21 protein-coding genes are annotated in these 23,780 nt (G+C 67.0%); 12 read left to right on the plus strand and 9 right to left on the minus strand.

The genetic code is table 11. The features are described 5' to 3' along the window. Positions 1-474: 474 nt before the first annotated feature. A complete protein-coding gene (locus B5520_RS21285; protein ID WP_079599064.1) occupies positions 475-741 on the minus strand; it encodes a hypothetical protein in 267 nt (88 codons plus the stop codon). 147 nt (positions 742-888) lie between these two features. Here B5520_RS21285 and B5520_RS21290 point away from each other — a divergent pair, with 147 nt between their 5' ends. Then, on the plus strand, positions 889-1,347 hold the full coding sequence (locus tag B5520_RS21290) for a MarR family winged helix-turn-helix transcriptional regulator (protein WP_079599065.1): 459 nt from the start codon (positions 889-891) through the stop codon (positions 1,345-1,347). Further along, positions 1,344-2,603, plus strand: coding sequence for an MFS transporter (locus tag B5520_RS21295; protein ID WP_079599066.1), 1,260 nt, complete (start codon positions 1,344-1,346; stop codon positions 2,601-2,603). Before B5520_RS21290 ends, B5520_RS21295 begins: the two co-directional genes overlap by 4 nt. Before the next feature lie 105 nt (positions 2,604-2,708). On the opposite strand, the gene B5520_RS21300 is transcribed toward B5520_RS21295, so the two are convergent. The 3 genes from B5520_RS21300 to B5520_RS21310 all read right to left on the minus strand — a co-directional run bounded on the left by B5520_RS21300 (position 2,709) and on the right by B5520_RS21310 (position 4,635). Further along, positions 2,709-3,053: an iron chaperone gene (locus tag B5520_RS21300; protein ID WP_079599067.1), complete on the minus strand. Its 345-nt coding sequence runs from the start codon at positions 3,051-3,053 to the stop codon at positions 2,709-2,711. An 8-nt stretch (positions 3,054-3,061) separates the two neighbouring features. Continuing rightward, positions 3,062-3,529: an SRPBCC family protein gene (locus B5520_RS21305; RefSeq protein ID WP_079599068.1), complete on the minus strand. Its 468-nt coding sequence runs from the start codon at positions 3,527-3,529 to the stop codon at positions 3,062-3,064. Between the two features lie 173 nt (positions 3,530-3,702). Next, the gene (locus tag B5520_RS21310) at positions 3,703-4,635 is read right to left on the minus strand and encodes a 2-hydroxyacid dehydrogenase (RefSeq protein WP_079599069.1); all 933 of its coding nucleotides are present in this window, start codon (positions 4,633-4,635) and stop codon (positions 3,703-3,705) included. Positions 4,636-4,905: 270 nt separating this feature from the next. Here B5520_RS21310 and B5520_RS21315 point away from each other — a divergent pair, with 270 nt between their 5' ends. From B5520_RS21315 to B5520_RS21345, 6 genes are all read left to right on the plus strand, one after another. Then, positions 4,906-6,138 (plus strand): MFS transporter, encoded by a 1,233-nt coding sequence (locus B5520_RS21315; RefSeq protein ID WP_079599070.1) that lies wholly within the window; start codon positions 4,906-4,908, stop codon positions 6,136-6,138. 165 nt (positions 6,139-6,303) lie between these two features. Then, positions 6,304-6,990 carry a hypothetical protein gene (locus B5520_RS22605; protein ID WP_104443665.1) on the plus strand — a complete coding sequence of 229 codons (687 nt, stop codon included), beginning with the start codon at positions 6,304-6,306 and terminating at the stop codon, positions 6,988-6,990. A 100-nt stretch (positions 6,991-7,090) separates the two neighbouring features. After that, positions 7,091-7,639, plus strand: coding sequence for an RNA polymerase sigma factor (locus B5520_RS21330; RefSeq protein ID WP_079599072.1), 549 nt, complete (start codon positions 7,091-7,093; stop codon positions 7,637-7,639). After that, a complete protein-coding gene (locus tag B5520_RS22610) occupies positions 7,636-8,502 on the plus strand; it encodes a hypothetical protein (RefSeq protein WP_139386290.1) in 867 nt (288 codons plus the stop codon). The genes B5520_RS21330 and B5520_RS22610 overlap by 4 nt, the downstream gene beginning before the upstream one ends. Positions 8,503-8,657: 155 nt before the next feature. Further along, positions 8,658-9,893, plus strand: a complete 1,236-nt coding sequence (locus B5520_RS21340; RefSeq protein ID WP_254865665.1) for a mechanosensitive ion channel family protein — start codon at positions 8,658-8,660, stop codon at positions 9,891-9,893. 42 nt (positions 9,894-9,935) lie between these two features. Beyond that, on the plus strand, positions 9,936-10,688 hold the full coding sequence (locus B5520_RS21345) for an ArsR/SmtB family transcription factor (protein WP_079599075.1): 753 nt from the start codon (positions 9,936-9,938) through the stop codon (positions 10,686-10,688). A gap of 131 nt (positions 10,689-10,819) precedes the next feature. Here the strand turns inward: B5520_RS21345 and B5520_RS21350 are convergent, their stop codons facing one another. From B5520_RS21350 to B5520_RS21365, 4 genes are all read right to left on the minus strand, one after another. After that, positions 10,820-11,035 (minus strand): hypothetical protein, encoded by a 216-nt coding sequence (locus B5520_RS21350; protein ID WP_079599076.1) that lies wholly within the window; start codon positions 11,033-11,035, stop codon positions 10,820-10,822. Between the two features lie 55 nt (positions 11,036-11,090). Then, positions 11,091-12,452 (minus strand): MFS transporter, encoded by a 1,362-nt coding sequence (locus tag B5520_RS21355; RefSeq protein WP_079599091.1) that lies wholly within the window; start codon positions 12,450-12,452, stop codon positions 11,091-11,093. Between the two features lie 55 nt (positions 12,453-12,507). Next, positions 12,508-13,413, minus strand: a complete 906-nt coding sequence (locus tag B5520_RS21360; RefSeq protein ID WP_079599077.1) for a serine hydrolase — start codon at positions 13,411-13,413, stop codon at positions 12,508-12,510. Between the two features lie 232 nt (positions 13,414-13,645). Beyond that, positions 13,646-13,996 carry a GNAT family N-acetyltransferase gene (locus tag B5520_RS21365; protein ID WP_079599078.1) on the minus strand — a complete coding sequence of 117 codons (351 nt, stop codon included), beginning with the start codon at positions 13,994-13,996 and terminating at the stop codon, positions 13,646-13,648. A 165-nt stretch (positions 13,997-14,161) separates the two neighbouring features. Between B5520_RS21365 and B5520_RS21370 the strand changes: the two genes are divergently transcribed. Continuing rightward, complete coding sequence (locus tag B5520_RS21370) at positions 14,162-14,491, plus strand: DUF6457 domain-containing protein (RefSeq protein WP_079599079.1); 330 nt, start codon at positions 14,162-14,164, stop codon at positions 14,489-14,491. A 105-nt stretch (positions 14,492-14,596) separates the two neighbouring features. Here B5520_RS21370 and B5520_RS21375 read toward each other — a convergent pair whose 3' ends face one another. After that, positions 14,597-16,924, minus strand: coding sequence for an FdhF/YdeP family oxidoreductase (locus tag B5520_RS21375; protein WP_079599092.1), 2,328 nt, complete (start codon positions 16,922-16,924; stop codon positions 14,597-14,599). Between the two features lie 186 nt (positions 16,925-17,110). Here B5520_RS21375 and B5520_RS21380 point away from each other — a divergent pair, with 186 nt between their 5' ends. The 3 genes from B5520_RS21380 (at position 17,111) to B5520_RS21390 (ending at position 23,776) form a co-directional block, all read left to right on the plus strand. After that, on the plus strand, positions 17,111-18,790 hold the full coding sequence (locus tag B5520_RS21380; protein ID WP_079599080.1) for a RecQ family ATP-dependent DNA helicase: 1,680 nt from the start codon (positions 17,111-17,113) through the stop codon (positions 18,788-18,790). Between the two features lie 37 nt (positions 18,791-18,827). Next, positions 18,828-20,027, plus strand: coding sequence for a TerC family protein (locus B5520_RS21385; protein ID WP_079599081.1), 1,200 nt, complete (start codon positions 18,828-18,830; stop codon positions 20,025-20,027). 98 nt (positions 20,028-20,125) lie between these two features. Then, the gene (locus B5520_RS21390; RefSeq protein WP_079599082.1) at positions 20,126-23,776 is read left to right on the plus strand and encodes a TM0106 family RecB-like putative nuclease; all 3,651 of its coding nucleotides are present in this window, start codon (positions 20,126-20,128) and stop codon (positions 23,774-23,776) included. Positions 23,777-23,780: the final 4 nt, after the last annotated feature.

Below are 23,780 nucleotides of genomic sequence, written 5' to 3' on the forward strand. Positions count from 1 at the left end.
CAGGGGCGGCAGGCCCGGCAAATTCAACCAATCCATAAAAACAAATCGGTATCAACAAACTTGGCACACTATTGAGTTCTCAAACAACAGACACACCCGGCACCACCACAACCCCATTCAAGGCCGCGGCTCGCTCCGGAGCAACTTTCCAAACTTACCCGATCCCCGGAAGCTTTGCAAACCAGCGTTTCCGCGATTCCCAGCTCCCACAAACCAGCCCCACCCAAAACCGGCACGCTCAAAAGCGAACCATTTTCAGGCCGTTCATCAAGGGGATTGGCCGCTATCTTTCCGCATCAGCGGCGGCGACTCAGAAAACAATACACGCCCCACAACCCCACCGCAAATCGCAGCCCCGGGAGCTTGAAACCCGCGGAATGACGGGGCGGGACGGCCCGCAGGCCCACCCTGGCAGCCACCCGCCGTCGTAATTAACCTTTGTGTGCTGCAGCACAGCATGCGGGCCTGCCGCGCCTACTCCCCCAGCCCGGGATGCACGGGTACGAAATCGATCCTGTTGCCCGAGGCTTTCCGGGCGGCCGGCGTCCGGTCGTAGCCCTTTGCGTCGAGGTTGTTCCCCGCACGGAATTCCGCGAGCGCGGCGTCGTAGGCGTTGTTGAGGGTGCGGCCGGAGAACTCACCGGCGCTGCCATCGGTGAACTCGATCCTGATGCGGACGCTGGCGGGATAGTGCCGGCTCATGCGGATGAAGCCGTCCGCGTCCTGCTTGAGAGTGATCAAGGGGTCCTGCTTTCGTTCGGGGCTTCCAGTGTCGCGTACATCGCATTACCCCGGAACCGGTTGCCGACCCGCCACCGCGGGAGCATAATCGTTAGCGGAACTAATTAGCAGTGCTAAGTATTATCGCCAGGAGGCGCACCCGCACCCATGACCGCCACCACAACGAAGAATCCTCCAGCAGAACCCGTCACGCCGGACACCCTGGCCATCGACCTCCGCACCGCCGTGATGCGCACATCCCGCCGGCTCCGCGTTGAGGCAACAGGTGAAGTTATCACCCCCGGCCAATACACAGTGCTGGCCGTCCTGAACAGCGACGGTCCCAGGACCCTGCGCGCACTTGCCGAAAGCGAGCACGTGCAGGCCCCGTCCATGACCCGCATCGTCAACGCCCTCGCCGACCAGGGCTTTGTCACCCGGTCCGCTCATCCGGCCGACGGCCGCCAGGTCCAGGTGGATATCACTGCCGCCGGCAAGGACGTCCTGGCCGAAGCCCGCAGCCAGCGGACCGCCTGGCTGGCCCAGCGCGTGGCACGCCTCAGCGAGGAAGACCGGGCCATCCTCAGCCGCGCCGCGCACATCATGCAGGAGATGAGCGGCCGATGAGCGCCATGTTCCGCGCCCTCGAAAACCGCAACTACCGGATCTGGGCCGGCGGCGCACTGGTGTCCAACATTGGCACCTGGATGCAGCGGATCGCCCAGGACTGGCTGGTCCTGACCGTCCTCACCAACCACGACGGTGCCGCCGTCGGCATCACCACCGGCCTGCAGTTCCTGCCCATGCTGCTGCTTGGCCCCTACGGCGGCGTGCTGGCCGACCGTTACCGCAAACGCATCATCCTGCTCTGGACCCAGCTGGCCATGGGTCTGACCGGGCTTGCCATCGGGCTCCTGGTAGTCACCGGCACCGCCGAGCTGTGGCACGCCTACCTGGCCGCCCTCTGCCTGGGCATCGCCAGCGCCATCGACGCCCCGGCGCGGCAGGCCTTCGTCTCCGAACTGGTGGGACAGGACAACATCTCCAACGCCGTCGCACTGAACTCCGCGTCCTTCAACACCGCCCGGCTCACCGGCCCTGCCGTCGCCGGCGTCCTCATCGCCTGGGTGGGCACCGGCCCGGTCTTCCTGCTCAACGCGGCCAGCTACGCCGCCGTCATCATCTCGCTGTTCCTTATCCGGACCTCCGAACTGGCTCCCGCCGCCCAGGCCGGGCGCGGCAAACACCAGGTGGCCGAGGGCATCAACTACGTGCGGGGCCGCCCCGACCTGATGCTGATCATGGTCCTGGTGGGCATCCTCGGCGCGTTCGGCATGAACTTCCCCATCACCAACGCGCTGATGGCCACCACGGAATTCGGCGTCGGGGCTGGCGAGTTCGGCCTCCTCGGTTCCATCATGGCCGTCGGCACCCTGGCCGGCGCCCTCCTCGCGGCGCGGCGGGCGGGCCCGCGGCTGCGGTTCCTCCTGGGCGGCGCGCTGGGCCTCGGTGCCTTCACGGTGCTGGGCAGCGTCTCCCCGTCGTTCTGGCTCTACGCCGCCGTGCTGATCCCGGTGGGCCTGGCGTCCATCACGTTCCTCAACAGCTGCAACACCAGCATCCAGCTCTCGGTGGAACCGCAGTTCCGCGGCCGCGTGCTGGCCCTGTACCTGGCCATCCTGCAGGGCGGAACCGCCGTGGGTGCGCCCCTGATGGGCTGGATCGGCAGTGAGTTCGGGGCGCGCTGGGCCGTAGCGTTCGGCGGCATCGTGGTCCTGCTCACCGGGCTGGCCGCCGTCATCGTGGTCAGCCGGCGGAGCCGGCTGACCTTCCGCGGCGCCCTCCGGGTCGCGTTCAAGGGGAAGCGCGAGCCCGCCGTCTAAGGCCCGCCATCCAAGGAACGTACGACGACGGCGGCCGGACGTCCGCCCTCTCGGCACCTTAGGCGGGGCTTGCTCCGAGTGGCGCGTGCCGCCGTCGAACGTTAACTACTTCCTGATCTCCGCCGTCCGCAGCCGGACGATTTCCTCAACGACGTCGTCCGGCAAGGGGTGGGCGGCCGTGAAGCGGATGGTTCCCTTGGACAGGGAGAAGCCCTCGAGCCGGTGTGCAACCGCCTCCACGACGGCGGGCGAGAACGGGAAGATCGAGAGGTGCTTGGCGGCGGCAACCACTCCCACCAGGGGCTTTCCGTCCAGCTTCAGGGCGGGCATGCCGTAACTCATCCCCTCCGTAGTGTCCGGAGCCACCGCCCGGGCGATGCCCACCACGTGCTGCAGGCAGCCGCGGCCCGGCTCGGGCAGGTCGGCCAGCGAATCGTCAACGACGCCCACGGCCAGGCTCAGCTCTTTTTGGCGGCCACTGCGGAGGCCAGGGATTTGAGCCCGCGTTCGAAGTCCGAGCCCACCAGCTTGTCCATGTTCATGAAGAGGGCGAACAGCTTGGCCGCACCCTTGTTCTCGCCGGTCATCCGCCACGTGACTTCCGTGCCGCCCGGCGCCGGAGTAAAGGCGAACGACGTGGGGTTCAGCGCTTTGAAGGGTTTGGTGAACTGCAGCCGGACCTTGACCTCGCGTGCCGGCACGGACTCCACGATCTCCATGGTTCCGCTTCCGGCCTTCCGGTTGCCGCTCCACTCATAGCCCGCCCCCACGCCCGCATCGGCGCCGAAGTAGCGCCGGCTCATGCCGGGGTCCACGTTCTCCCAGGGGGACCAGGCCGTCCACTCGTGGAAGCTATTGACCAGCGGAAAAATCTCTTCGGCAGAGGCAGGAATGACCGCGCTGCGGCGGACTTCATAAGTGGACATGGCCCCAGCTTAGGAGCCGGGGCCACCCCTGAACAGGCAACGCGGGGTCAGTTTTAGCCCAAAAATGCTCAATTATTGGGCAAGGAACGGGCCTCCCCGCCCGCACCCTAGCCTCGCAAGCTCGGCCAGGGAACCCTGCGGGCGTGGGCCCAGGTTGCAGTAAGCCGCAGAAGCTAGGCCCGGGACGAATCCCCGAGCACCACGTTCACCGGCTCCTTGCCCTCAAGCAGCAGCCCGATCTGTTTCCGGATAAGCCGGACCATCCGCGGGAACATGGCGGAGCTGGCGCCGCCCACGTGCGGGGTGACCAACACTCCGGGGGTGGTCCACAGCGGGTGGCTGGCCGGCAGCGGCTCCGGGTCCGTGACGTCCAGGGCTGCACGGAGCCGGCCGGTGGAGGTCTCGGCCAGCAGTGCCTCGGTGTCAGCCACCGGTCCGCGGGCCACGTTCACCAGCAGGGCGCCGTCCGGCATTGCGGCCAGGAACTTCGCGTCCACCAGCTGCTGGGTCTCTTCGGTCAAGGGAACGCTGACCACCACAATCTCGTGGAGCGGCAGCTGCTCGTACAGCGCATCGATCCCGTGAATCGTCCCGTTGGAGTCTTCGCGCTCCCGGCTGGCCATCCGCGTCACCTCGGCTTCGAAGGGCAGCAGCCGTGCCTCGATGGCCTTGCCCACTCCCCCGTATCCCACGAGCAGCACGCGCCGGTCGGCCAGGCTGGGCCGCTGGGTGTTGTCCCACGTTCCGCTGGCCTGGTTCCGGACGAAGTCCGGGATTCCCCGCTGGCTGGCGATCATCATGCCCAACGCAAGCTCCGCCGTCGATGTCTCGTGGACCCCCGCCGCGTTGGCGAAAACGCAACCGTCCGGCAGGACGTCCGCGACGCCGTCGTACCCGATCGACTGGCTTTGGACCAGCCCGACGTCCACGCCCTCAAGCGCGGCCAGCGTCGCCGTCTTCCCCATATAGCCCGGAACCAGCAGGTCGAGCCGGCCCTCGGGTGCCGGCCCGGTGAGGTCCCAGAGGACAAAGTCGACGCCGTCCATGGGCTCCAGCGCGTCCAGCAGCTTTTGGTCGGGCAGACACACCCGCAGCCGGCCGGTCACGCCGCCACCACAATCATGTCCTGTGCGGGTCCAAAAACGTCCATGTCGCCTTCCCTTGGTTGTGAAGCGGGGCCTTTTCGCCACCGGCAGTTACTTCCGCTACCAAACGTACTTTGTGCCCGTTGGGGGACGGTTGCCTTGCCCACTCTGCGGACGCGGGGAGGGCTTGTCATGTGTGTGACAGGCCCTCCGATCCTGTAAATTTAAGGGAGGAATTGTCCGGCCAGCGAGCGGCGTTCCAACTCTCCCCCTTGAATGGATTCCTTTCCCATGTCTTCCGCGATTTCCGCGCCGGCGCCTGCCCGTTTCCCGTACGCCGCGATGGTTGTTTTGGCCACCATCGCCTTCACCGCCATCACCACCGAACTCCTCCCGTCCGGGCTGCTGCCGCAGATCAGCGCCGGCCTGAACGTGTCCGAGCCGGTTGCCGGTTATCTGGCTGCCGCCTACGCAGCCGTCATTGTGGTCACGGTGGTTCCGGCTGCCCGGCTGCTCGCCCGGATCCCCCGGCATGCACTGCTGGTCAGCCTTGTCCTGACGTTCGCGGTCAGCAACGCCTGGGTGGGGCTCGCACCGGACTTCACGACGGCGATGATCGCCCGGCTGGTGGGCGGGCTGGCGCACGGGCTGCTGTGGACCACCATGGCCCCGTTCGTCACCAGGGTGGTCCCGCCGAACAAGGTGGGCAAGGCCCTGGCAATCGTGTTCAGCGGAAACAGCCTGGGCCTGGCCATCGGCGCGCCCGTGGGTACGGCACTGGGCGGGTTGCTCGGCTGGCGCGCCGCGTTCCTGGTGCTGGCCGGTTTCGGGCTGCTCCTGACGGTCCTGGCGTTTTTCCTCCTGCCGCGGGTGCAGCGCATTTCCGACGCCGTCCGTCCGTCGCTACGCCGGGCGATCGCCGAGCCGGGCGTCAAGTCGGTGGCCATCGCCTGGCCGCTGCTGGTCCTGGCCCACTTCGCACTGTTCACCTACATCGCTCCGTTCATGCGCGAAGCGGCGCTGCCCGACTACGCCATCAGCCTCTCCCTCACCGTGCTGGGCGCCTCCGGCCTGCTGGGCATCTGGGTGGCGGGCCTCACGGTGGATTCGCATCCGCGCCGTTCGTTGCTGATCACGACGGCGGCCATCGCCCTGTCGATGTTTTTGTTGCCGCTGGCAGTGGGCAACCTTCCGGTGGCGCTGGCGCTGATGACGGTCTGGGGTGCGGGCCTGGGCGCGATCGGCATTTACAACCAGTCCGCCATCCTGCGCGCGGGCGGGGAATACCGGGAGGCAGCCAACGGCCTCACCGTGCTCACCATCCAGCTGGGCATCACCATCGGTGCACTGTACGGCTCGGCTGCGCTGGTGACCGGCGGGGCGCTGCTGGTCCCCGTTGCGGCTGCCTTGCCGGTTGTCGCCGCGCTGGTGATCACCCTGGCGGGCAAGAAGTACGCGTACCCGCCGGGTCCGCGGGAGCGGGTCTGGCTGGAGCCGCGGCCCGTGAAGGAGCCGGTGAACTAACCCCAGGCACAGCTCCGGGCGGAACGTCTTGACCGAAGAAGTGACAAACTAGTCAAAAGATTCTCATCAACCCGTAACCTTTATGACCCGAATTTCGATTCAGAAGGTGCGGGGGGAAAACCGCAAGTTGATCGCAATCCATAAAATTCGTCAACGGAGGATCAAATGTCTTTCTTCACATATTCCGGCAACAAGCTCGCAGCAACCGTGCTCGCCGCAGGAGCATTGGTGGTGGGCGGTACGGGTGTCGCGGCTATCGCAGAATCGCACTCCGACAGTCCTGGGGTGGTGGCCGAATCACCGTCGCCGAGCCCCACAGTCACGGAAACGGAGTCTCCGGAGCCCAGCCCCACGGCCACCGAAACCGACTCTCCGGAGCCCAGCCCCACGGCCACCGAAACAGAGTCCCCGGAACCTACTCCGACGGAAACTGAAACGGCTTCGCCGAGCCCGTCCCCCACAGAGACTGCGGAGCCGGATGAGTCTCCCACCTCTGTTCCGGTGGGACCTGACGCCACTGGCCCGGCAGCGGTGGGCCTCTGCAACGCCTACTCCAACGGCGGCCTGAACTCAACCTCCACCGCGTACGCAGCATTGGCGGAGGCTGCCGGCGGTGAGAGCGGCATCGTCTCGTACTGCGCCACTGTTTCCGCTCCGGAGGACGAGGCGGACGGCACCGGAGAAACCCCTGAGGGCGATGCCGTCGAGGAGCCGGTGGAACAGCAGCAGGTGAAGGAGCAGCCGGCAAAGGACCAGCGCCAAGGGCCGGCAGCCGGCTCCAACGGCGCTGGAAAGCAGTCCAACAACGCAGCCAGGAACTCCGCCGCCCACCCCGGCGGCGGACAGCGGTAGCCTGTCAGCAGGAACGGCATCCGGCGCCGGGACAAATTGCTTGTCCCGGCCCGGAGCCATCCCCACGGTGCCCGCAAGGGCATCTGCCGCAGGGGGGCGGATGCACAAGGTCAAACATGAGGCAGCGACGCCCGGTCAGGCCGACCAGGGCATCTTTTGTGATGCCTACCGCGAGTTTTCGCCCGCAATCCTCAACTACCTGCGTGCACGCGACGTGGAAGATCCGGAGGGGATGACCCAGGAAGTTTTCCTGGCCTTGTACCCGCAGCTTCCGGAGGTGCACGGCGGCCTGAAGGGCATCAAGTCACTGGCCTTTTCGATCGCCCACGCCCGCTATGTGGATGAACACCGGCGCAGGCTGAAGACTCCTCCCACCACCGGCTACGACGCCGACGCCGATCCGCGGTGCTGCGATTCGGCTGAGGACCAGTTGCTGGAGGCGGAAGGTTCGGCCCAGGTGATGGCACTGCTCGGGACCCTGCAGCACGACCAGCAGGAGGTCATCGCGCTGAGGATCGTCGCGGACCTGTCCGTCGAAACAACGGCGGAAATCATGGGCAAGACTCCCGGAGCCATCAAGCAGCTGCAGCGCCGGGCCCTTTGCCGGCTCCGGAAACTCCGTCCCTCGTTGAGAGAAGAGCAGTCATGACCAGTAAAGAGCCCGTAGCCAGCAAAGACACGAAGCAGCAGGCGCGCAGGCTCGACGACGAGCGCTATGTGGATGAACTGCTTGCGGAGTCTGACGTGGCGGCCGACGCCGGGTTGCGGCAGATGTTGCTCCGGCTGAGGGAGTTCCGGGTTACCGAAGTCCCGCCCCCGTCGGCCGAGGTTGCCGCGCTGATGGGGTGGCCGGGGGCGTCGGACGGGAGTCCCGCCAGCGTGAACCCAAGTGCCGTGGTCAGCCTCGAGGACTGGTCCCGCAGGTCCAGGAAAAAGCGGGTTGCCTTCACCACGCTTGCCGTGGCGGCGTCGCTGGGGATCGCCGGCGGCGCGGCGGCCGGGAATGACACCCTGCGGCGCGGGGCTGAAGGAACCATCAGCACCATTGTCCGGTCCTTCTCCCCTCCTGCCCCGGCATCCCCGGCACCCGCCGTCCCATCCGGGGCACCCGGCCCGACACCCGCCGTCGTCCCTTCTCCTGCTGTAACGGCGCCACCCGTGGTGACCGTTCCCGCTGTCCCGGCGCCCGCACCTGCTCCTGATTCGGCCCCGGCTCCTGCCAAGGAGCCGCCTGCGGGCAAAGGGCAGGACCCGGCTGGGGCACCACGTGTCCCTGGCTGGGCATCGCCCGCCGATGGCGGGACGGTGGCTCCTGCCGAGATTCCACAAAGCGGGAAGGAGCCTGCCGTACCGCCTGCCTCCCGGCCGGCCGCGGTGCCGCCGTGGGCAGGGCAGCCATCGGCCGGCGTAACGGAAGCCGGGAAGGCTGGAAAGGCGGCGGTTAACGGGCAGGGGGCGCCCAACCCGGCTGACCAGGCAGCGGGTGCTGGCAAGAGGACGCCAGCCCGCTGATCCGCGCGATGGCCTGATTCGCTTCCCGTTTGGACGGATCCCCGCACACTTGACGTCCGGCAACATCAGCGGCGCAGGGAACCGTCGCATCGGGCTGACACGCCACCGCCGCCGGAGATTTCAGCAGTCCGCAGCGTCTTGATAGACGTTAAAGGATGCTAGACCTACTTCATCCCGCCATGCCCTTCATCGCCGTGACCCTGGCGGTGGCCGCAGGACTGGTTCTGTCCTGGCTGCTGCGCAAGCTGGTCCTCCGGCTGAACCGCAACCGCCCCGAACTGCAGGCCACATCACGGGTGGCGCGCCAGCCTCTGCGGCTGGCGCTGTGCCTGATCGGCGTCCGCGCAGCGCTGGGGCTGACGGCCTCCACCGAAACCTGGCATGCCGCCGTCGGCCATCTGCTGCTGATAGCCCTCATCGGTTCCCTCGCCTGGCTGGTCATTGCCGTGCTGCTGATCGTGGAAGCGGTGGTGCTGAACCGGCACAGCGTGGACGTAGCGGACAACCGGCGGGCCCGGCGGCTGCGCACGCAGATGATCCTGACACGGCGTATCGGAGCGGCCCTGGTGGTGGTGCTCGCCGCCGGCTCGGTCATGCTGACGTTCCCGGCCATCCAGGCGCTGGGTGCCGGCTTGCTCGCGTCCGCCGGCGTCATCTCGATCGTCGCGGGCCTGGCGGCGCAGACATCCCTGGTGAACGTGTTCGCCGGGATGCAGCTCGCCTTTACGGACGCCATCCGCGTGGACGACGTGGTGGTGGTCCAGAAGGAATGGGGCCGGATCGAGGAAATCACCCTCACCTACGTGGTGGTCCACATCTGGGACGACCGCCGCCTGATCCTGCCCTCGACGTACTTCACCACCACCCCGTTCGAGAACTGGACCCGCCGGCAGTCCGAGGTGATGGGCACGGTGGAGTTCGACCTCGACTGGCGTGCCCCCGTGGAGGACATGCGTGCCGAGCTGCGCCGCGTCCTGGCCGGCACCGAGCTGTGGGACGAGCGCGTGGGCGTCCTGCAGATCACCGACGCCACCGGAGGCTTCGTACGGGTCCGGATCCTGGTCAGCGCCGCGGACAGCGCCGCGCTCTTCGACGTGCGCTGCCTCATCCGCGAGGCCATGGTCACCTTCCTGCAGCAGGGCCACCCGCAGGCCCTGCCCCACCAGCGCTGGGAACAGGCAGCGTCCGACGCCGGCACCCCCACCCAGCGCAAGGCACCCCTGCGCGGGCTGGGTTTGCCCGCCGCCAGCGGTGCCCGGCCGCCCGCCGACCCCCACGAATCCCAGCTCTTCACCGGCTCCATCGAGGCCGTGGAGCGTTCCCGCGCCTTCACAGGCCCCGGCGACGAGGTGTTTGAAGACCGGGACAAGAACCTGGCATCCAGAAACTGAGACCCTTGATATGTGACTATATGGTCACCTATCATGGGAAGCATGGATGACGTGTTCAAGGCACTCTCCGACCCCACCCGCCGGGACCTGCTCGATGAGCTGTTCCGCGAGGACGGCCAGACCCTGAGTGCGCTCGAGGCACGCTTCGACATGACCCGGTTCGGGATCGCCAAGCACCTCCGCCTTCTGGAGGATGCAGGCCTGGTGGTGACCCGCCGTCGGGGGCGGGAAAAACTGCACTTCCTGAACCCGGTACCCATCCGGCTGGTCCACGACCGCTGGGTCAGCAAATACGCAGAACCATGGGCCGCTGGCCTCAGCGACCTCAAATCCAGATTGGAAAGTCCCATGGAAAAGATCTTCGAAATCTACATCAAGACCACTCCGGAACGGCTCTGGGAAGCCATTACGGACAGCAACATCCGCAGCAAGTACCAGTTCGGGAACACCATCGAAACGGACTGGACCCCGGGCAGCAGCTTCACCATGAACAACGTCAAGGCCGGCGCACCCCTGGGCGAAGGTGAAAACCTGGAAGTGGACCCGCCGCGCCGGCTCGTCCAGACCATGCGCGCCCTGTGGGGTGAGGACGTCAAGGCCGAAGGCACATCGAAAATCACCTGGGACATCGAACCCGTGGGCGACTCCTGCCGCCTCACCGTCACCCACAGCGACCTCCGCGAAGGGGCCAACGAGCAGCTCTACGGTGGCTGGCCGATGATCCTCTCCGGCCTCAAGACGTGGCTCGAGACCGGCGAGAAGCTGACCACGCCCGGCTCGCTGATGTACACCTGACTCCCGTGCCCCCGATTCGCAATCCCCATCGATTGCTCCGTAATTGCCGTTTGGGGGTGTCAAAACGGCGTTTGCGGAGCAATCGATGAGGTGTTTTCGAGGCCAGGCCTAGCAGCTGGGACGGAGGGCGGCTATCCGGCTGATGGCCGGTTCCGGCCGTCCCAACCCCGGTGCCGCAGGTTGCGGGTGGCCACCAGCGAGCCGCCGATAAACAGCACACCCAGCACCACCGTGGCGACGCCCACGTAGAACCAGCCGCCCTGGCCAAAGATCATCAGCGCCACGCCCAGCAGGCACAGGCCTTTCGCGGTGATGTCCAGGTACAGCTGCACCTTCGGGTTGCCCATACCTCCACGATAAACCCGCCGGCGGCCCCGTGTCCGGGGCTGCCTGGCGATGAAGCTACTGTTCGTGCTGCCGCCACAGCAGGCTCACGCCAAGCGTCACAACGCACAGGACCAGCATGGCCAGGACCATCCGCGCCCAGCTTCCCTGGTCCACGCCGCCGCTGGCAAAGACGCCGATCATCACGGTGGCCGTGATGGCACCGACGTACCGGCAGGTCTGGTAAATGCCCGCCGCCACGCCGCGCTCCTGCGGCCTCGTGGAGACGAACATGCCCTGGTTGGAGGCGATGCCCACCGTTCCGTACGGGATCCCCATCAGCGCGGTCAGCACCACCACCAGCGGGATGGCCAGCGACCCGGTCAACAGCCACATCAGGGCGGCCACCGCGGTCAGCAGGACGACGCCGGCGAGCAGCACGCGCCGCACGCCGAACCGTCCCATCGCCCGGACGGCCCATGGGGTGGCCACCACGGACATGGCCGCGAGCGGAAGCATCAGCAGGCCCACCACGCCGGGGTTGTAGCCACCGGCTTCCTGCAGCAGCTGGGGCAGGCCGAAGAACACAAAGTAGTAGACGCTGCTGAAGACCGCGAAGCCCAGGTACACCAGCATCAGCGGCCTGTTCCGCCCTAGCAGCCGCAGGTCCAGGAACGGCCGCTTGAACCGCAGCTCCCGCCAGGCGAACAGCGCGGCAATTCCGGTGCCAGCGGCCAGCATCCACCAGCGGTAGTCCGGTGCGACGTTGAGCGCGGCCATCATCACCAGCAGGAGTGCGGCGACGAACGCCAGGATCCCGGGAATGTCCGAGTCCCGCAGCAGGTCCGCAACGCTCCCCCGTTCGCGGGCTTCGTCCGACGGGGCCGCCTGCCGCACGATGAGCAGCGCGGCCAGCGCCAGCGGGACGTTGATGAGGAAGAGCGCCTCCCAGCCCACCAGGCTTACGAGCAGTCCGCCGACGACGGGCCCGACGGCGGCTGCCGACGTGTTGGCCATCTGGAGCCGTCCCAGCGGGCGGGCCGCCTCCACCCCGGCGCGGTGGGCAATGGCACCCACCATCACCACGGCACTGGGATACGCGGTGGCCGTTCCCAGCGCCATCACCGCCCGCGCCACGCAGAGCAGGGCAAAGTTCGGGGCCAGCGGGGCGAGCGCGCAGGTGAGGGCCACCAGCGCCATACCGAGCATGAACATCCGCCGGGGCCCGAACCGGTCGGCGAGCCTGCCCATCACCGGCTGGCCCGCGGCGGAGGCGAGGTAGAAGGAGGTGACCACCCAGGTGACCGCGGCAACGTCGAGCCCAAAGTCGGCGCGGAGGACCACCAGCGCCACGGCGATCATCGAGGAGTTCAAGGGGTTCAGTGCCGTGCCCAGGCTGAGTCCGGCGACGGCCAGGCCAGTCCGGGGTTTGTTGCTCACGGAAACAGTCTGGCGCACGGCGCTGCCCACCGGCGACTTTGATGACCCGGCGCGGCTACTTTCCGGCCGGGGTCAGGGGGAACAGGGCGTCCTCCACTGCCTGGGTGAGATCCCGGATGGCGTCTGCCTGTTCGGGCTCTTCGGTGCCTTCAGGGTTTTCGGTGTAGATCACCAGCGCGAAGGTGGAGCCGCGGTACGTCAGGAGCGCGGCGTCGTGGAGTTCCCCGCCGATCTCCCCATACTTGTGGTGCACATCGATCCCGGCCCGGGAGCCTGCGGGGATGAGGTCGTCATTGTTGGTGTCCTGCATGTAGCTGAGCAGCTCGGCGGTGTTGTCCTCGTTGAGCAGGTCCCCGGCGTACAGCTGCTTGAGGACCAGTGCCATGTCGGCCGGGGTCAGGAGATTCTGTTCCGGGTCGTAGGTGACACCGATGGACGCGGCGTAGTCGATGAGGCGCGGGTAGCCCACGGCGTCCATCAGGAGCAGCCACGAGTCGTTGTTGCTCTGGTTCACCATGGCTTCCATCTGGAAGGCGGCGTCGTAGTCGCCCAGGGGTTCGTCGAGGCTTGCTTCCCCCGTTTCCACCAGGTGGTAGTAGGCCGCAGCGGTGATGATCTTCGCGGTGCTGGCAGCCGCGAAAACGTCGCTGTCACCGAACGCCAGAGCGGCATCACCGGAGACGTCGGCCAGTGCCAGCCCGATCCGGTAGTCCCCGGCCTCCTCGAGGATGGACTCGACGTTGTCCCGGAGGGAGTCCGGTGCCTGGGCCACGGGCGACGCCGCGACTGTGGGAACCGGGACGGAAGTACTCGCAGAGGGTTGCGAGCGGACCACGGCAAGGACCACGGTGGCAACGATAACCAGCGCAACGGCACACAACAGCAGCACAAGCTTCCTGCGTCCGCGGCGGGCGGTACGTATTTCCGGCACAGCCTGGGGCTCCACTGGGTGCACGGGCATGAGTGCTCCTGTCACAACTCAAAAATCGGTCAGCTTACCGCGCGCCCCAGTGCACACAGATGCTGATTAAATCATCCGAGATTGGGAGGCTCCTGAGAGGCCGCCGGATGCCGCGTCCTCTTAAGGGCGACACGGAAACCACATGTCGCCGCGCAGATTACCGTGCGCGCCCGAGATACAGGGTGCGCAGCGGAATTCGCGGGTCGAAAACCAGGATGCGCGCCGAAAACCGTCAGCGGGTGCGCGCCGAGAGTGCCGCGTCCAGGAACTCCAGGTGGGCCGGGGCGACCCGGACGATGCTGCCGGCGTACTCCGGGTGCTTGGTGAGGAACTTCTTGATGAACGGGCAGACGGGAACGATGCCCTCGCCTGCCGCCACGGTGTCATCCAGGGCGACCGTGGCCAGCTGGCCCGCCAGGCCCTGGCCGCCGTATTCCTCGTTGACCACCGTGTGGTAGAAAATCCGCTGTGGTGAGCCGCCGCCGTCGTACTCCTTGTACGCCGCCTTGCCAATCACGTTCCCGGCATCGAGGATCTCGAAGCGCTGGCGCTCCGCGTTGTGGCGGACGGTAATTTCACTCAATGGCTTCTCCTTTGTAGCGGCCCTTGCACAGGATAACCCGGAACAGCCCTGGACTATTTCTGCTGACGTGGGCTCCCAGGCCTTGTAGGGTCGTGGGCACTGGATATCGAATCCCGGTGGGCAAGATGTCCTTTATGCCGCCGGGCCCGTGACGAAGGAGAGAACATGGCAGTCAACGACGACGAAGCACAGGTCCTGGACCAGTGGAGCAACCGGCTGGCCCAGGCGCTGCAGATCCTGGACATGGACGTGGACCACGAACTGCTCCTGGACCTGGCCCGGAAGTCCGCGGACTCGGTGATCCATGCCGCGGCGCCGGTCACCACGTTCCTGGTGGGCTACGCAGCCGGGCTGGATGCCGGGACGGGCAGCGCGGGTACCAGGGAAGCCTCGTCCGCTGCCGTGGAGAAGGCTGCCCGGGTGGCCTTCCAGCTGTGCGACGACGGCCCCAACGGCGGTCCTGCCAGCCGGGGCTGGGCGGACACGGCGCAGTAGCAGGAATCCCCGCCTTATGGACAAATCCCCGCTGGACGCCACGGGGAAAAGTCCATCAGGCGGGGAGTTATGGCTCCTGCACCAAGGGACGGCAGAGCTTCCGGCTCAGCCCGCCGCCGTCGGCTCCTCTTCCAGGACAAGCACGCGCTCAAGCCGGACGATGACGGCCTTCGACGCCGGCGTCTGGCTTCCCTCCGCTACGCTTTCCAGCGGCACCAGGACGTTGGCCTCCGGATAATACGCCGCGGCGCATCCCCTGGCGGACGGGTAGGAGACCACCCGGTAGTTCCGCAGCACCCGGTCCACACCGTCCGAATACACCCCGTGGATGTCCACGTGCTGCCCGTTCTCAAGGCCCAACTCGGTGAGGTCCGCGGGATTCACGAACACCACTTCACGGCCCTTCTTGATGCCGCGGTACCTGTCGTTGTGCCCATAGATGGTGGTGTTGAACTGGTCGTGCGAGCGCATGGTCTGCAGGATCAGGGTTCCCGCGGGCCGTTCCACATGCTCCAGCTCATTGACCGTGAGGATGGCCTTGCCGGTGGGTGTGTTGAACGTGCGGGAGTCGCGGGGCCCGTTGGGCAGGACGAACCCGCCCTCCTGCCGGATCTTCCGGTTGTAGTCCTCGCACCCGTTCACCACATGGGAAATGTGGTCCCGGATCAGGTCGTAGTCCTTTTCGAATCCGGCCCAGTCCGCCGACGTCCGGTCCCCCAGCGTGGCCGCGGCAAGCCGGCAGACGATAGCCACCTCGGACAGCAGCCCCGGTGCCACGGGTTCCACGGTGCCGTGTGAGGCGTGCACGGCACAGACGGTGTCCTCCACCGAGACGAACTGCGGTCCGGATTCCTGCCGGTCGATTTCCGTCCGGCCCAGCGTGGGCAGGATCAGTGCCTCGGCCCCGGTCACGCCGTGTGAGTGGTTGAGCTTCGTGGAGATCTGGACCGACAACTCGGTTTTTTCCATCGCTGCTTCGGCGGCGTGCGTGTCCGAAATGGCTCCCACGAAATTGCCGCCGAGGGCGATAAAAGCCTTGATGCCGCCGTCGCGCATTGCCCGGACCGTCTGCACGGCGTCCAGCCCGTGGTCCCGCGGCGGTTCAAAATCGAACTCCCGCCCCAGCGCCTCCAGGAAGGCCGGGGGCATCTGTTCCCAGATGCCCATGGTCCTGTCGCCCTGGACGTTGCTGTGCCCACGGATGGGCGAGGCGCCTGCGCCCGGCTTGCCCATGTTGCCGCGGAGCAGCAGGAGGTTGATGATCTCCTTGATGGTGGCCACGCCCTTCTTCTGCTGCGTGATGCCCATGGCCCAGGTGATGATCACCTTGTCAGCGGCGAGGTAGCGGGCCGCAAGCTCGTCGATTTCCTCGGTGCGCAGCCCGGTGGCCTCGAGGACAGCGGCTTCATCCAGCCGGGAGAGGTGGGCCTTGAGCTCCTCCAGCCCGTCGCAGTGCTCCGCCAGGAACTGGTGGTCCAGCACCGTCCCGGGGTTCGCGGCCTCGGCCTCGAGGACGCGCTTGGAAACGGCCTGCAGCAGCGCCATGTCGCCGCCGATCCGCACCTGCAGGAACTGGTCCGCCAGGTCCGTGCCGTGCCCGATGATGCCCTTTACCTTCTGCGGGTTCTTGTACCGCATCAGGCCGGCCTCCGGCAGCGGGTTCACGGCGACAATGTTCGCCCCGGCCTCCTTGGCCTCCTCCAGCGCCGTGAGCATCCTCGGATGGTTGGTGCCCGGGTTCTGGCCCATGATGATGATCAGGTCCGCCTTGGCGAAGTCGTCATAGGAGACCGTGGCCTTGCCCACGCCAATGGTCTGCCCCATGCCCCACCCGGAGGACTCGTGGCACATGTTGGAGCAGTCCGGCAGGTTGTTGGTGCCGTAGGCGCGGATGAACAGCTGGTAGAGGAAGGCGGCCTCGTTGGACGTCCTGCCGCTCGTGTAGAACGCGGCCTGGTTGGGGTCAGGGAGGGACTTGAGCTTGTCCGCGATGATGCTGAACGCCTGCTCCCAGCTGACCGGCCGGTAGTGGTCCTCCCCCGCCTTCTTGTACACGGGCTCGGTCAGGCGGCCCTGCATGCCCAGCCAGTACTCGGACCGGTGCCGCAGCTCGCTGACGGGGTGCTCGTCCCAGAACTCCCGGCCGATGACCACGGGAGTGGCTTCCCAGGTGACCGCCTTCGCCCCGTTTTCACAGAACTCGAAAGTCTTGCGATGGCCCGGATCAGGCCACGCGCAGCTCATGCAGTCGAATCCGTCCTTCTGGTTCAGGGCCAGCAGGGTCTTCCGCGAGCGCTCCACGCCCATGTGTTTGAGCGCCGGCTGCATCGAGTGGTAGACCCCGGGCACACCGGCGGCCCAGGTTTTGGGATGGCCGGTCACTTCCAGTTCGGACTCGTCCGCCTCTTCGACCTTCGGGTTCTTGCGCGTCACGCTGCACACTCCTCGGCTGTTCCTGGTCCCCACAAGCCACGGCACACGCCGGCGGACCAATTTCTTCCACAGTTGTTCAGCAGGTCATGGAAGTCAAGGGAATGACGACGGCGGCACCCGCCCGCGTTAGGCTGGTTCCCAAGGCTGAAGCAAGCGGCCGCAGGAACTTCTGTGCGGAGCCCATTAATGCCCGACGATCGTGCCCTCGCCGCCCTGGCGGCGTCTTCCTTCTCCCTGCCGGACCTGCGGGACGGCCAGCTGGCCGGCATCAGCGCCTTGGCCGGCGGCCGTGATGTCCTGGCAGTGATGCCCACCGGCTACGGCAAATCCGCCATCTACCAGGTCGCGGCGCAGCACCTGCACAATGAAACGGGACGCCCCGCCGTCGTGGTTTCACCGCTTATTGCCCTGCAGGAGGACCAGCAGGACGGCCTGGCCGGCGACCTTGGCGACCAGGCGGCCGTCACCATCAACTCCTCGCACAGCGATTCCGAGGTGGAGGCCGCGTGGCAGGCCGTCGAATCCGGGGAGGCCACCTTCGTGTTCCTTGCCCCGGAGCAGCTGGCCAAACAGGAGACCGTGGACCGCGTCGCCGCCCTGGACATCACGCTGTTCGTGGTGGACGAGGCGCACTGCGTCTCCTCCTGGGGCCACGACTTCCGGCCCGACTACCTCAGCCTGGGCAACGTGCGCGAGCGGCTGGGCAACCCGCCCGTGGCCGCCCTCACCGCCACCGCCTCCCCGCCCGTCCGGGACGAGATCGTGGAGCGGCTGGGCATGGAGGACCCGCTGGTGCTGGTCCGGGGCTTCGACCGGCCCAACATCAGCCTGGACGTGGTCCGCCACCAGGAAGACCGGGGCAAGCGGAAGGCCGTGCTGGCGCAGGTGGCCGGGCTGGCCGGCGACGGCCACGGGCTGCTCTACGCGGCCACGCGGAGGGACACCGAGAAGTACGCCGAGAAGCTCGCCGCGGAAGGGCTGCGGACGGAGGCGTACCACGCGGGCCGGTCCGCCGGGGACAGGGAGCGGATCCACGAGCAGTTCCTCGACGACGCCCTGGACGTTGTGGTGGCCACCACCGCTTTCGGTATGGGGATCGACAAGCCCAACGTCCGCTTTGTGGTCCACGCGGATATTCCCGAGTCGCTTGACGCCTACTACCAGGAGATTGGCCGCGCCGGGCGTGACGGCCAGCCGGCGGCGGCGGTGCTGCACTACCGCGCCGAGGACCTGGGGCTGCGGAAGTTCTTCAGCACGAGTTCCCCGGATCCGGAACGGCTGCTGGCGGTGCTGAAGGTCCTCAAGGCCGCAGGTGCGCCCACGCCGAAGTCCTCCCTGGCCGAGCTGGCCGGGTTCCCGGTCCGCCGCGTCACGGGACTGGTCAACCAACTGGAGGAGGCGGGCGCCGTCATCACAGGCAAGCGCGGCATCCGCCTCGCCTCCAAAGCCAAGCTGCCCGCCCTGGTGGAGCGCGCCGTCGAACTCGCCGAGGCCCGGCAGCGCGTGGAGCAGTCCCGCCTCACCATGATGCGCGCCTACGCTGAAACGGACGGCTGCCGGCGGCAGTTCCTGCTGGGCTACTTCGGCGAGGACCTGCCCGAGCCGTGCGGCAACTGCGATGGCTGTGCCGACGCCGCCGCGCGGGATGTGCAGCCGGGTTACAAGGCGCACGACGGCGGCGGGGCGGCTTCCGCCGCTGCGGACGAGCCGTTTCCCCTCCAATCAGCCGTGGTCCACAAGGAGTGGGGCCCGGGGCTGGTGATGCGGCATGAGGACGACGTGATCACTGTCCTGTTCGAGCAGGAGGGCTATAAGACGCTGTCCCGGACCGCCGTCGTCGAGCATGAACTCCTCAAGCCCGCTTAGGTAGGCTGGAAGGAGACTCCAACGAAAGGCCCGCCTCGTGGAAGTACCCTCAATTGTCTGGACCCTGACCGTCGCCGGAATTGTTGGCCTGCTGGCTTTCGACTTCTTCTTCCACGTGCGGAAGGCACACACGCCGTCGCTGAAGGAATCGGCCATCTGGTCCGCCATCTACGTGGGCATCGCGGTGCTCTTCGGGCTCGGCGTGTTCCTGTTCGGCGGGTCAACCATGGGCACGGAGTACTTTGCCGGCTACATCACCGAGAAGGCGCTGTCCGTGGACAACCTCTTCGTGTTCCTGATCATCATGGCCAGCTTCAAGGTGCCCCGCGCCGACCAGCAGAAGGTGCTCCTGTTCGGCATCGTGTTCTCGCTGATCGCCCGCACGGCGTTCATCTTCCTGGGCGCCGCGCTGATCAACAGCTTCGCGTGGGTGTTCTACATCTTCGGGCTGATCCTGCTCATCACCGCCGGCAACCTGCTCCGGCCCAACAGCCACGACGACGAGTCCGAGGGCCTGGTGGTGCGGCTGGCCAAAAAGTACCTCCCGGCGTCGGCCCATTACGACGGCGACAAGCTCTTCACGATGGAGAATGGCAAACGTGTCCTCACCCCGATGCTCCTGGTGATGGTGGCCATCGGCGGCACGGATATCCTGTTTGCCCTGGACTCCATTCCGGCCATCTTCGGCCTGACCCAGAACGTGTTCATCGTGTTCACCGCCACGGCGTTCTCCCTGATGGGCCTGCGGCAGCTGTTCTTCCTGATCGACGGGCTGCTGGACCGGCTGATCTTCCTCTCGTACGGCCTCGCGGCGATCCTGGGCTTCATTGGCGTGAAGCTGATCCTGCATGCCCTGCACGAAAACACCCTCCCGTTCATCAACGACGGCCAGCACGTCAACGTGGTGGAAGTGAGCACCCAGGTTTCGCTCAGCGTCATCCTGGGCGTCCTGCTGGTCACGGTCCTGGCGTCCATCTTCAGCCCCAAGGGCAAGGCCAAGAACGCCGTGTCCGGAGCCCGGCGCCACGCCATCGAATACCTGGACCTCAACTACGAGACGGACATGGTGGAGCGGGACAAGATCTTCGCCAAGATGTGCCGCGAAGAGGACCAGATCCGCAAGCTGCCCGAGAAGTACAAGCGGCTCATCCGGAACGAAACCGAGTTCCTGGAGCTGCTGCGGAACGCCCACACGGAGCACGACAAAGCCCAGGTGCGCGCGGACGCCAAGGGCTAGGACGGCCTTTGTCAGACCCTCTTGCTAGGTTTGGATCAAGGCCAGGGGAACCATCCCCAGGCCGCTGATGACGGTCCGGATGTCAATGGGGAGGCCCAGTGTTTCTGCTCGAAGCTGCCGGTGTTGATGCCGGTGCGCCGCCGGACCTGGTGTTTTCCGCCAGTGACCTGGTGGCCGCCAGCGAGTGCGAGTACCGCACGCTCCGGATCCTGGATGAAAAGCTGGGGCGGGCCCCTAAGGCAGAATTTCCGGCGGACGAGATGCAGGCCCGCGCCGGCGTCCTGGGCGACAAGCATGAGGCCACGGTACTGGCCAGCCTGATCGGCAAGTATGGCGAGTGGGACGCCAGCCGTGGTGCGGGCGTCTACTCGCTGGAACGCGGCCCGAACCTCCGTGGCGAACTCCAGGCCAAGCACGCGGAAACCGAGCTGGCGCTGCGGTCCGGGGCGGACGTCGTGTTCCAGGCCACCTTCTTCGATGGCGAATTCCTGGGCTACGCCGACTTCCTGGTAAACGAGGCCGCAGGCACCAAGAACCCGGGCCGCTACGAGGTGTGGGACACCAAGCTGGCCCGGCACGCCAAGGTGGGCGCCCTGCTGCAGCTCGCCGCCTACGGCGACCAACTCCTGGGAATGGGCCTGGAGCCCTCCCCCGTCGCCACCCTGGTGCTGGGCACCAGGGTCGGTGAAGACTGGCTCCGCAGCAGCCATTCCCTTCCGGACCTGCTGCCCGTTTTCCGGGAACGACGCCGGCGCTTCCGCCACCTCACTTCACAACACCGCCAGGCCGATGCACCCGTGGAGTGGCAGCAGCCAGGCATTGTCCACTGCGGCCGCTGCGATTACTGCGGGGAGCAAGTGCAGGTCCACCGCGACCTGCTGATGGTTGCCGGCATGTCCGTGGTGCAGCGCAGGAAGCTCCGCGCCGCCGGCATCACCACCATCGAGCAGCTCGCTGGGATGCCTGCCGGGGAAGCGCAGAACTCGGTGGTCCGGCTCCGCGCCCAGGCCCGCATGCAGCTGGGCCTGGATACACCCGCAGGGTCCCGGACGTTCAGCAAGGACGGCGAGCCGCACACTGTTTCCTATACGGTCCTGCCCGATAACACCATCGGGTCCCTTCCTCCACCCAGCCAGGGCGACATCATTTTCGACTTCGAGGGCGATCCGCTGTGGCAGGACCCCGCCACGGGCGTATGGGGCATCGAGTACCTGTTCGGTGTGATCGAGGCGCCGGTGCCCGGCGCCGGCGGTGATCCTGTCTTCCGCCCGTTCTGGGCGCACTCACGGCAGGGGGAACGCCGCGCCTTTCTGGACTTCTTGGAGTACGTGGAGGAACGCCGGGCCCGGTACCCGGACATGCACGTCTACCACTACGCGCCGTACGAGAAAACGGCGCTGCGGAACCTTTCGCTGGCCCACCAGGCAGGTGAGGACACCGTGGATGAGTGGCTGCGGCAGGGCTTGCTGGTGGACCTGTACGCCACGGTGCGGCATTCGCTGCGGATCTCGGAGGCCTCCTACTCCATCAAGAAGCTGGAACCGCTGTACATGGGTGACAACCTGCGTTCCGGGGACGTCAAGGACGCCGGCGCATCCGTGGTGGCCTACGCGGCGTACTGTGCAGCCAGGGACTCCGGCAACCAGGCCGAGGCTGACAGGATCCTCACCTCCATCTCGGACTACAACCGCTACGACTGCCTGTCCACCCTCCGGCTCCGGGACTGGCTCCTGGACATCGGGGGCGGGCCGGCCACGAACGCTGACGATTCGGCCGGGAGCGTCGTGCCAGCCGAAACGGCTGGCCTGCTGGGCGGGCGGGAACACCCTGCGGGACGGGAGCGTACCGCGGCACCTGATGAAACACCGGAGGAAGCCAGGCTCCGCGAGTACCTGGTTGGACTGCCGGACACCCGGCCCTGGACGGACGACGAACGGGCCATCGCCATGGTGGCAGCAGCCACCGGCTATCACCGCCGCGAACGGAAGCAGTTCTGGTGGCAGCACTTCGACCGCGTTGAAGCTCCCCTCGAAAGCTGGTCCGACCAGCGGAACGTCTTCGTTGTGCAGTCCGCCGAGGTCACCTCGGACTGGGCGCTGGCCAAGCCCCGGGAACGGATGCGCACCCGGGTCCTGCGGCTCCGCGGGACCATGACGGAGGGCTCGGATTTCCGGGCTGACTCCAGCTGGTGCCGGCTGTACGACGCACCGGCGCCGGACGGCATGGCTGCCCCCGACGCCGCACCCGGCGCCAGGGCCTACACCTTCGGCACCAGGATCAGCGAGCTGTCACCGGCGCCGGACAACCCCGAACACACCGAGATCATCATTGCGGAACGTGAGTCGGGCAAGGTGGCTGCTTACCCCCACCTCCCCGTGGCCCTGACGGAGGACCAGCCTTTGGCCACCGCCAGCATCGAAGCCGCCATCGCGGAGGTCGCCGGCGCCGTGGGCGCGTCGGTGCCTGCGCTGCCCGCCCATCCCGGCCTGGACATCCTGCGCAAGCAGCCGCCGCGGTTCCGCACACTGCCGGGCCCGGTCGAGGTCGGTCACCGCGACGACGGCTCTGCTGATTACGCCGCCGCAATCGCCGGATCCCTGCGGGACCTTGACCGCTCCTACCTCGCCGTCCAGGGACCTCCGGGAACCGGCAAGACGTTCGTCGGCGCCCACGTCATCGGCCAGCTCGTGGCCGAGGGCTGGAAGATCGGCGTTGTGGCCCAGTCCCACAACGTGGTGGAGAACCTGCTGTGCCGGGCGATCGATACTGGCGGCGTGGATACTGCCATCGTGGGCAAGAAGCTGGCTGCAGCCCACGACGTGCCGTGGAGTTTGACGGCCGACGGCGATGTGGCTCGCCTGCTGTCATCCCCCGGCGGGTGCCTGGTGGGCGGGACGGCGTGGACCATGACCGGCAAGGAGGTCCCGGCCGGCTCACTGGATCTGCTGGTGATCGACGAAGCGGGACAGTTTTCGCTGGCCAACACGCTGGCAGTGTCCCGCGCCGCCAAGAGGCTGCTCCTGCTCGGGGACCCCCAACAACTCCCGCAGGTGACGCAGGGCGCGCACCCCGAGCCGGTGGACGAGTCTGCGCTGGGGTGGCTGGCGGCCGGGCATGCTACCCTCCCCGCACGGCTGGGCTACTTCCTGGCCGACAGCTGGCGGATGCACCCTGAGCTGTGCTCTGCCGTGTCCCGGCTCAGTTACGAAGGGAAGCTCCAGTCGGCACCGGCAGCGTCACTCCGCGAGCTGGAGGGGCTGCCGCCCGGGGTCGAAACCGTCTTCGTGGACCACACCGGCAACACCACAGGTTCCAAGGAGGAAGCGGCCGAGGTGGTCCGGCAGGCCAGGCGGCATCTTGGCCTGAAATGGGTTCCGGGTGCCGGCAGCGACGCACGTCCGCTGGAGCAGCAGGACCTGCTGGTGGTGGCCGCGTACAACGCCCAGGTGCACCTGATCCGGAAAGCGCTGGAAGAAGCCGGCCTTCCCGATATTCGGGTAGGAACGGTGGACAAGTTCCAGGGCCAGGAGGCGCCGGTGGTGCTGGTCTCCATGGCGTGTTCGGCCGTGGCTGAGGCTCCCCGCGGCGCCGAGTTCCTGCTGAACCGGAACCGGATCAACGTGGCGGTATCGAGGGGGCAGTGGCGGGCGGTCATCATCCGCTCCCCCGAACTCACCAGCTACATGCCGCACAAACCTGCGGCTTTGGAGGAGCTGGGTGCGTTCATCGGCCTGAGCCCGCGGGAGTAGCGCA

It is taken from the genome of Arthrobacter sp. P2b (assembly GCF_900168295.1).
Lineage (GTDB): Bacteria > Actinomycetota > Actinomycetes > Actinomycetales > Micrococcaceae > Arthrobacter.

Coding starts and splice junctions, on each gene's coding strand:
- B5520_RS21290 (WP_079599065.1), top strand. CDS start 889: ATGACCGCCACCACAACGAAGAATCCTCCAGCAGAACCCGTCACGCCG.
- B5520_RS21295 (WP_079599066.1), top strand. CDS start 1,344: ATGAGCGCCATGTTCCGCGCCCTCGAAAACCGCAACTACCGGATCTGG.
- B5520_RS21305 (WP_079599068.1), bottom strand. CDS start 3,529: ATGTCCACTTATGAAGTCCGCCGCAGCGCGGTCATTCCTGCCTCTGCC.
- B5520_RS21315 (WP_079599070.1), top strand. CDS start 4,906: ATGTCTTCCGCGATTTCCGCGCCGGCGCCTGCCCGTTTCCCGTACGCC.
- B5520_RS22605 (WP_104443665.1), top strand. CDS start 6,304: ATGTCTTTCTTCACATATTCCGGCAACAAGCTCGCAGCAACCGTGCTC.
- B5520_RS21330 (WP_079599072.1), top strand. CDS start 7,091: ATGCACAAGGTCAAACATGAGGCAGCGACGCCCGGTCAGGCCGACCAG.
- B5520_RS22610 (WP_139386290.1), top strand. CDS start 7,636: ATGACCAGTAAAGAGCCCGTAGCCAGCAAAGACACGAAGCAGCAGGCG.
- B5520_RS21340 (WP_254865665.1), top strand. CDS start 8,658: ATGCTAGACCTACTTCATCCCGCCATGCCCTTCATCGCCGTGACCCTG.
- B5520_RS21345 (WP_079599075.1), top strand. CDS start 9,936: ATGGATGACGTGTTCAAGGCACTCTCCGACCCCACCCGCCGGGACCTG.
- B5520_RS21350 (WP_079599076.1), bottom strand. CDS start 11,035: ATGGGCAACCCGAAGGTGCAGCTGTACCTGGACATCACCGCGAAAGGC.
- B5520_RS21360 (WP_079599077.1), bottom strand. CDS start 13,413: ATGCCCGTGCACCCAGTGGAGCCCCAGGCTGTGCCGGAAATACGTACC.
- B5520_RS21370 (WP_079599079.1), top strand. CDS start 14,162: ATGGCAGTCAACGACGACGAAGCACAGGTCCTGGACCAGTGGAGCAAC.
- B5520_RS21380 (WP_079599080.1), top strand. CDS start 17,111: ATGCCCGACGATCGTGCCCTCGCCGCCCTGGCGGCGTCTTCCTTCTCC.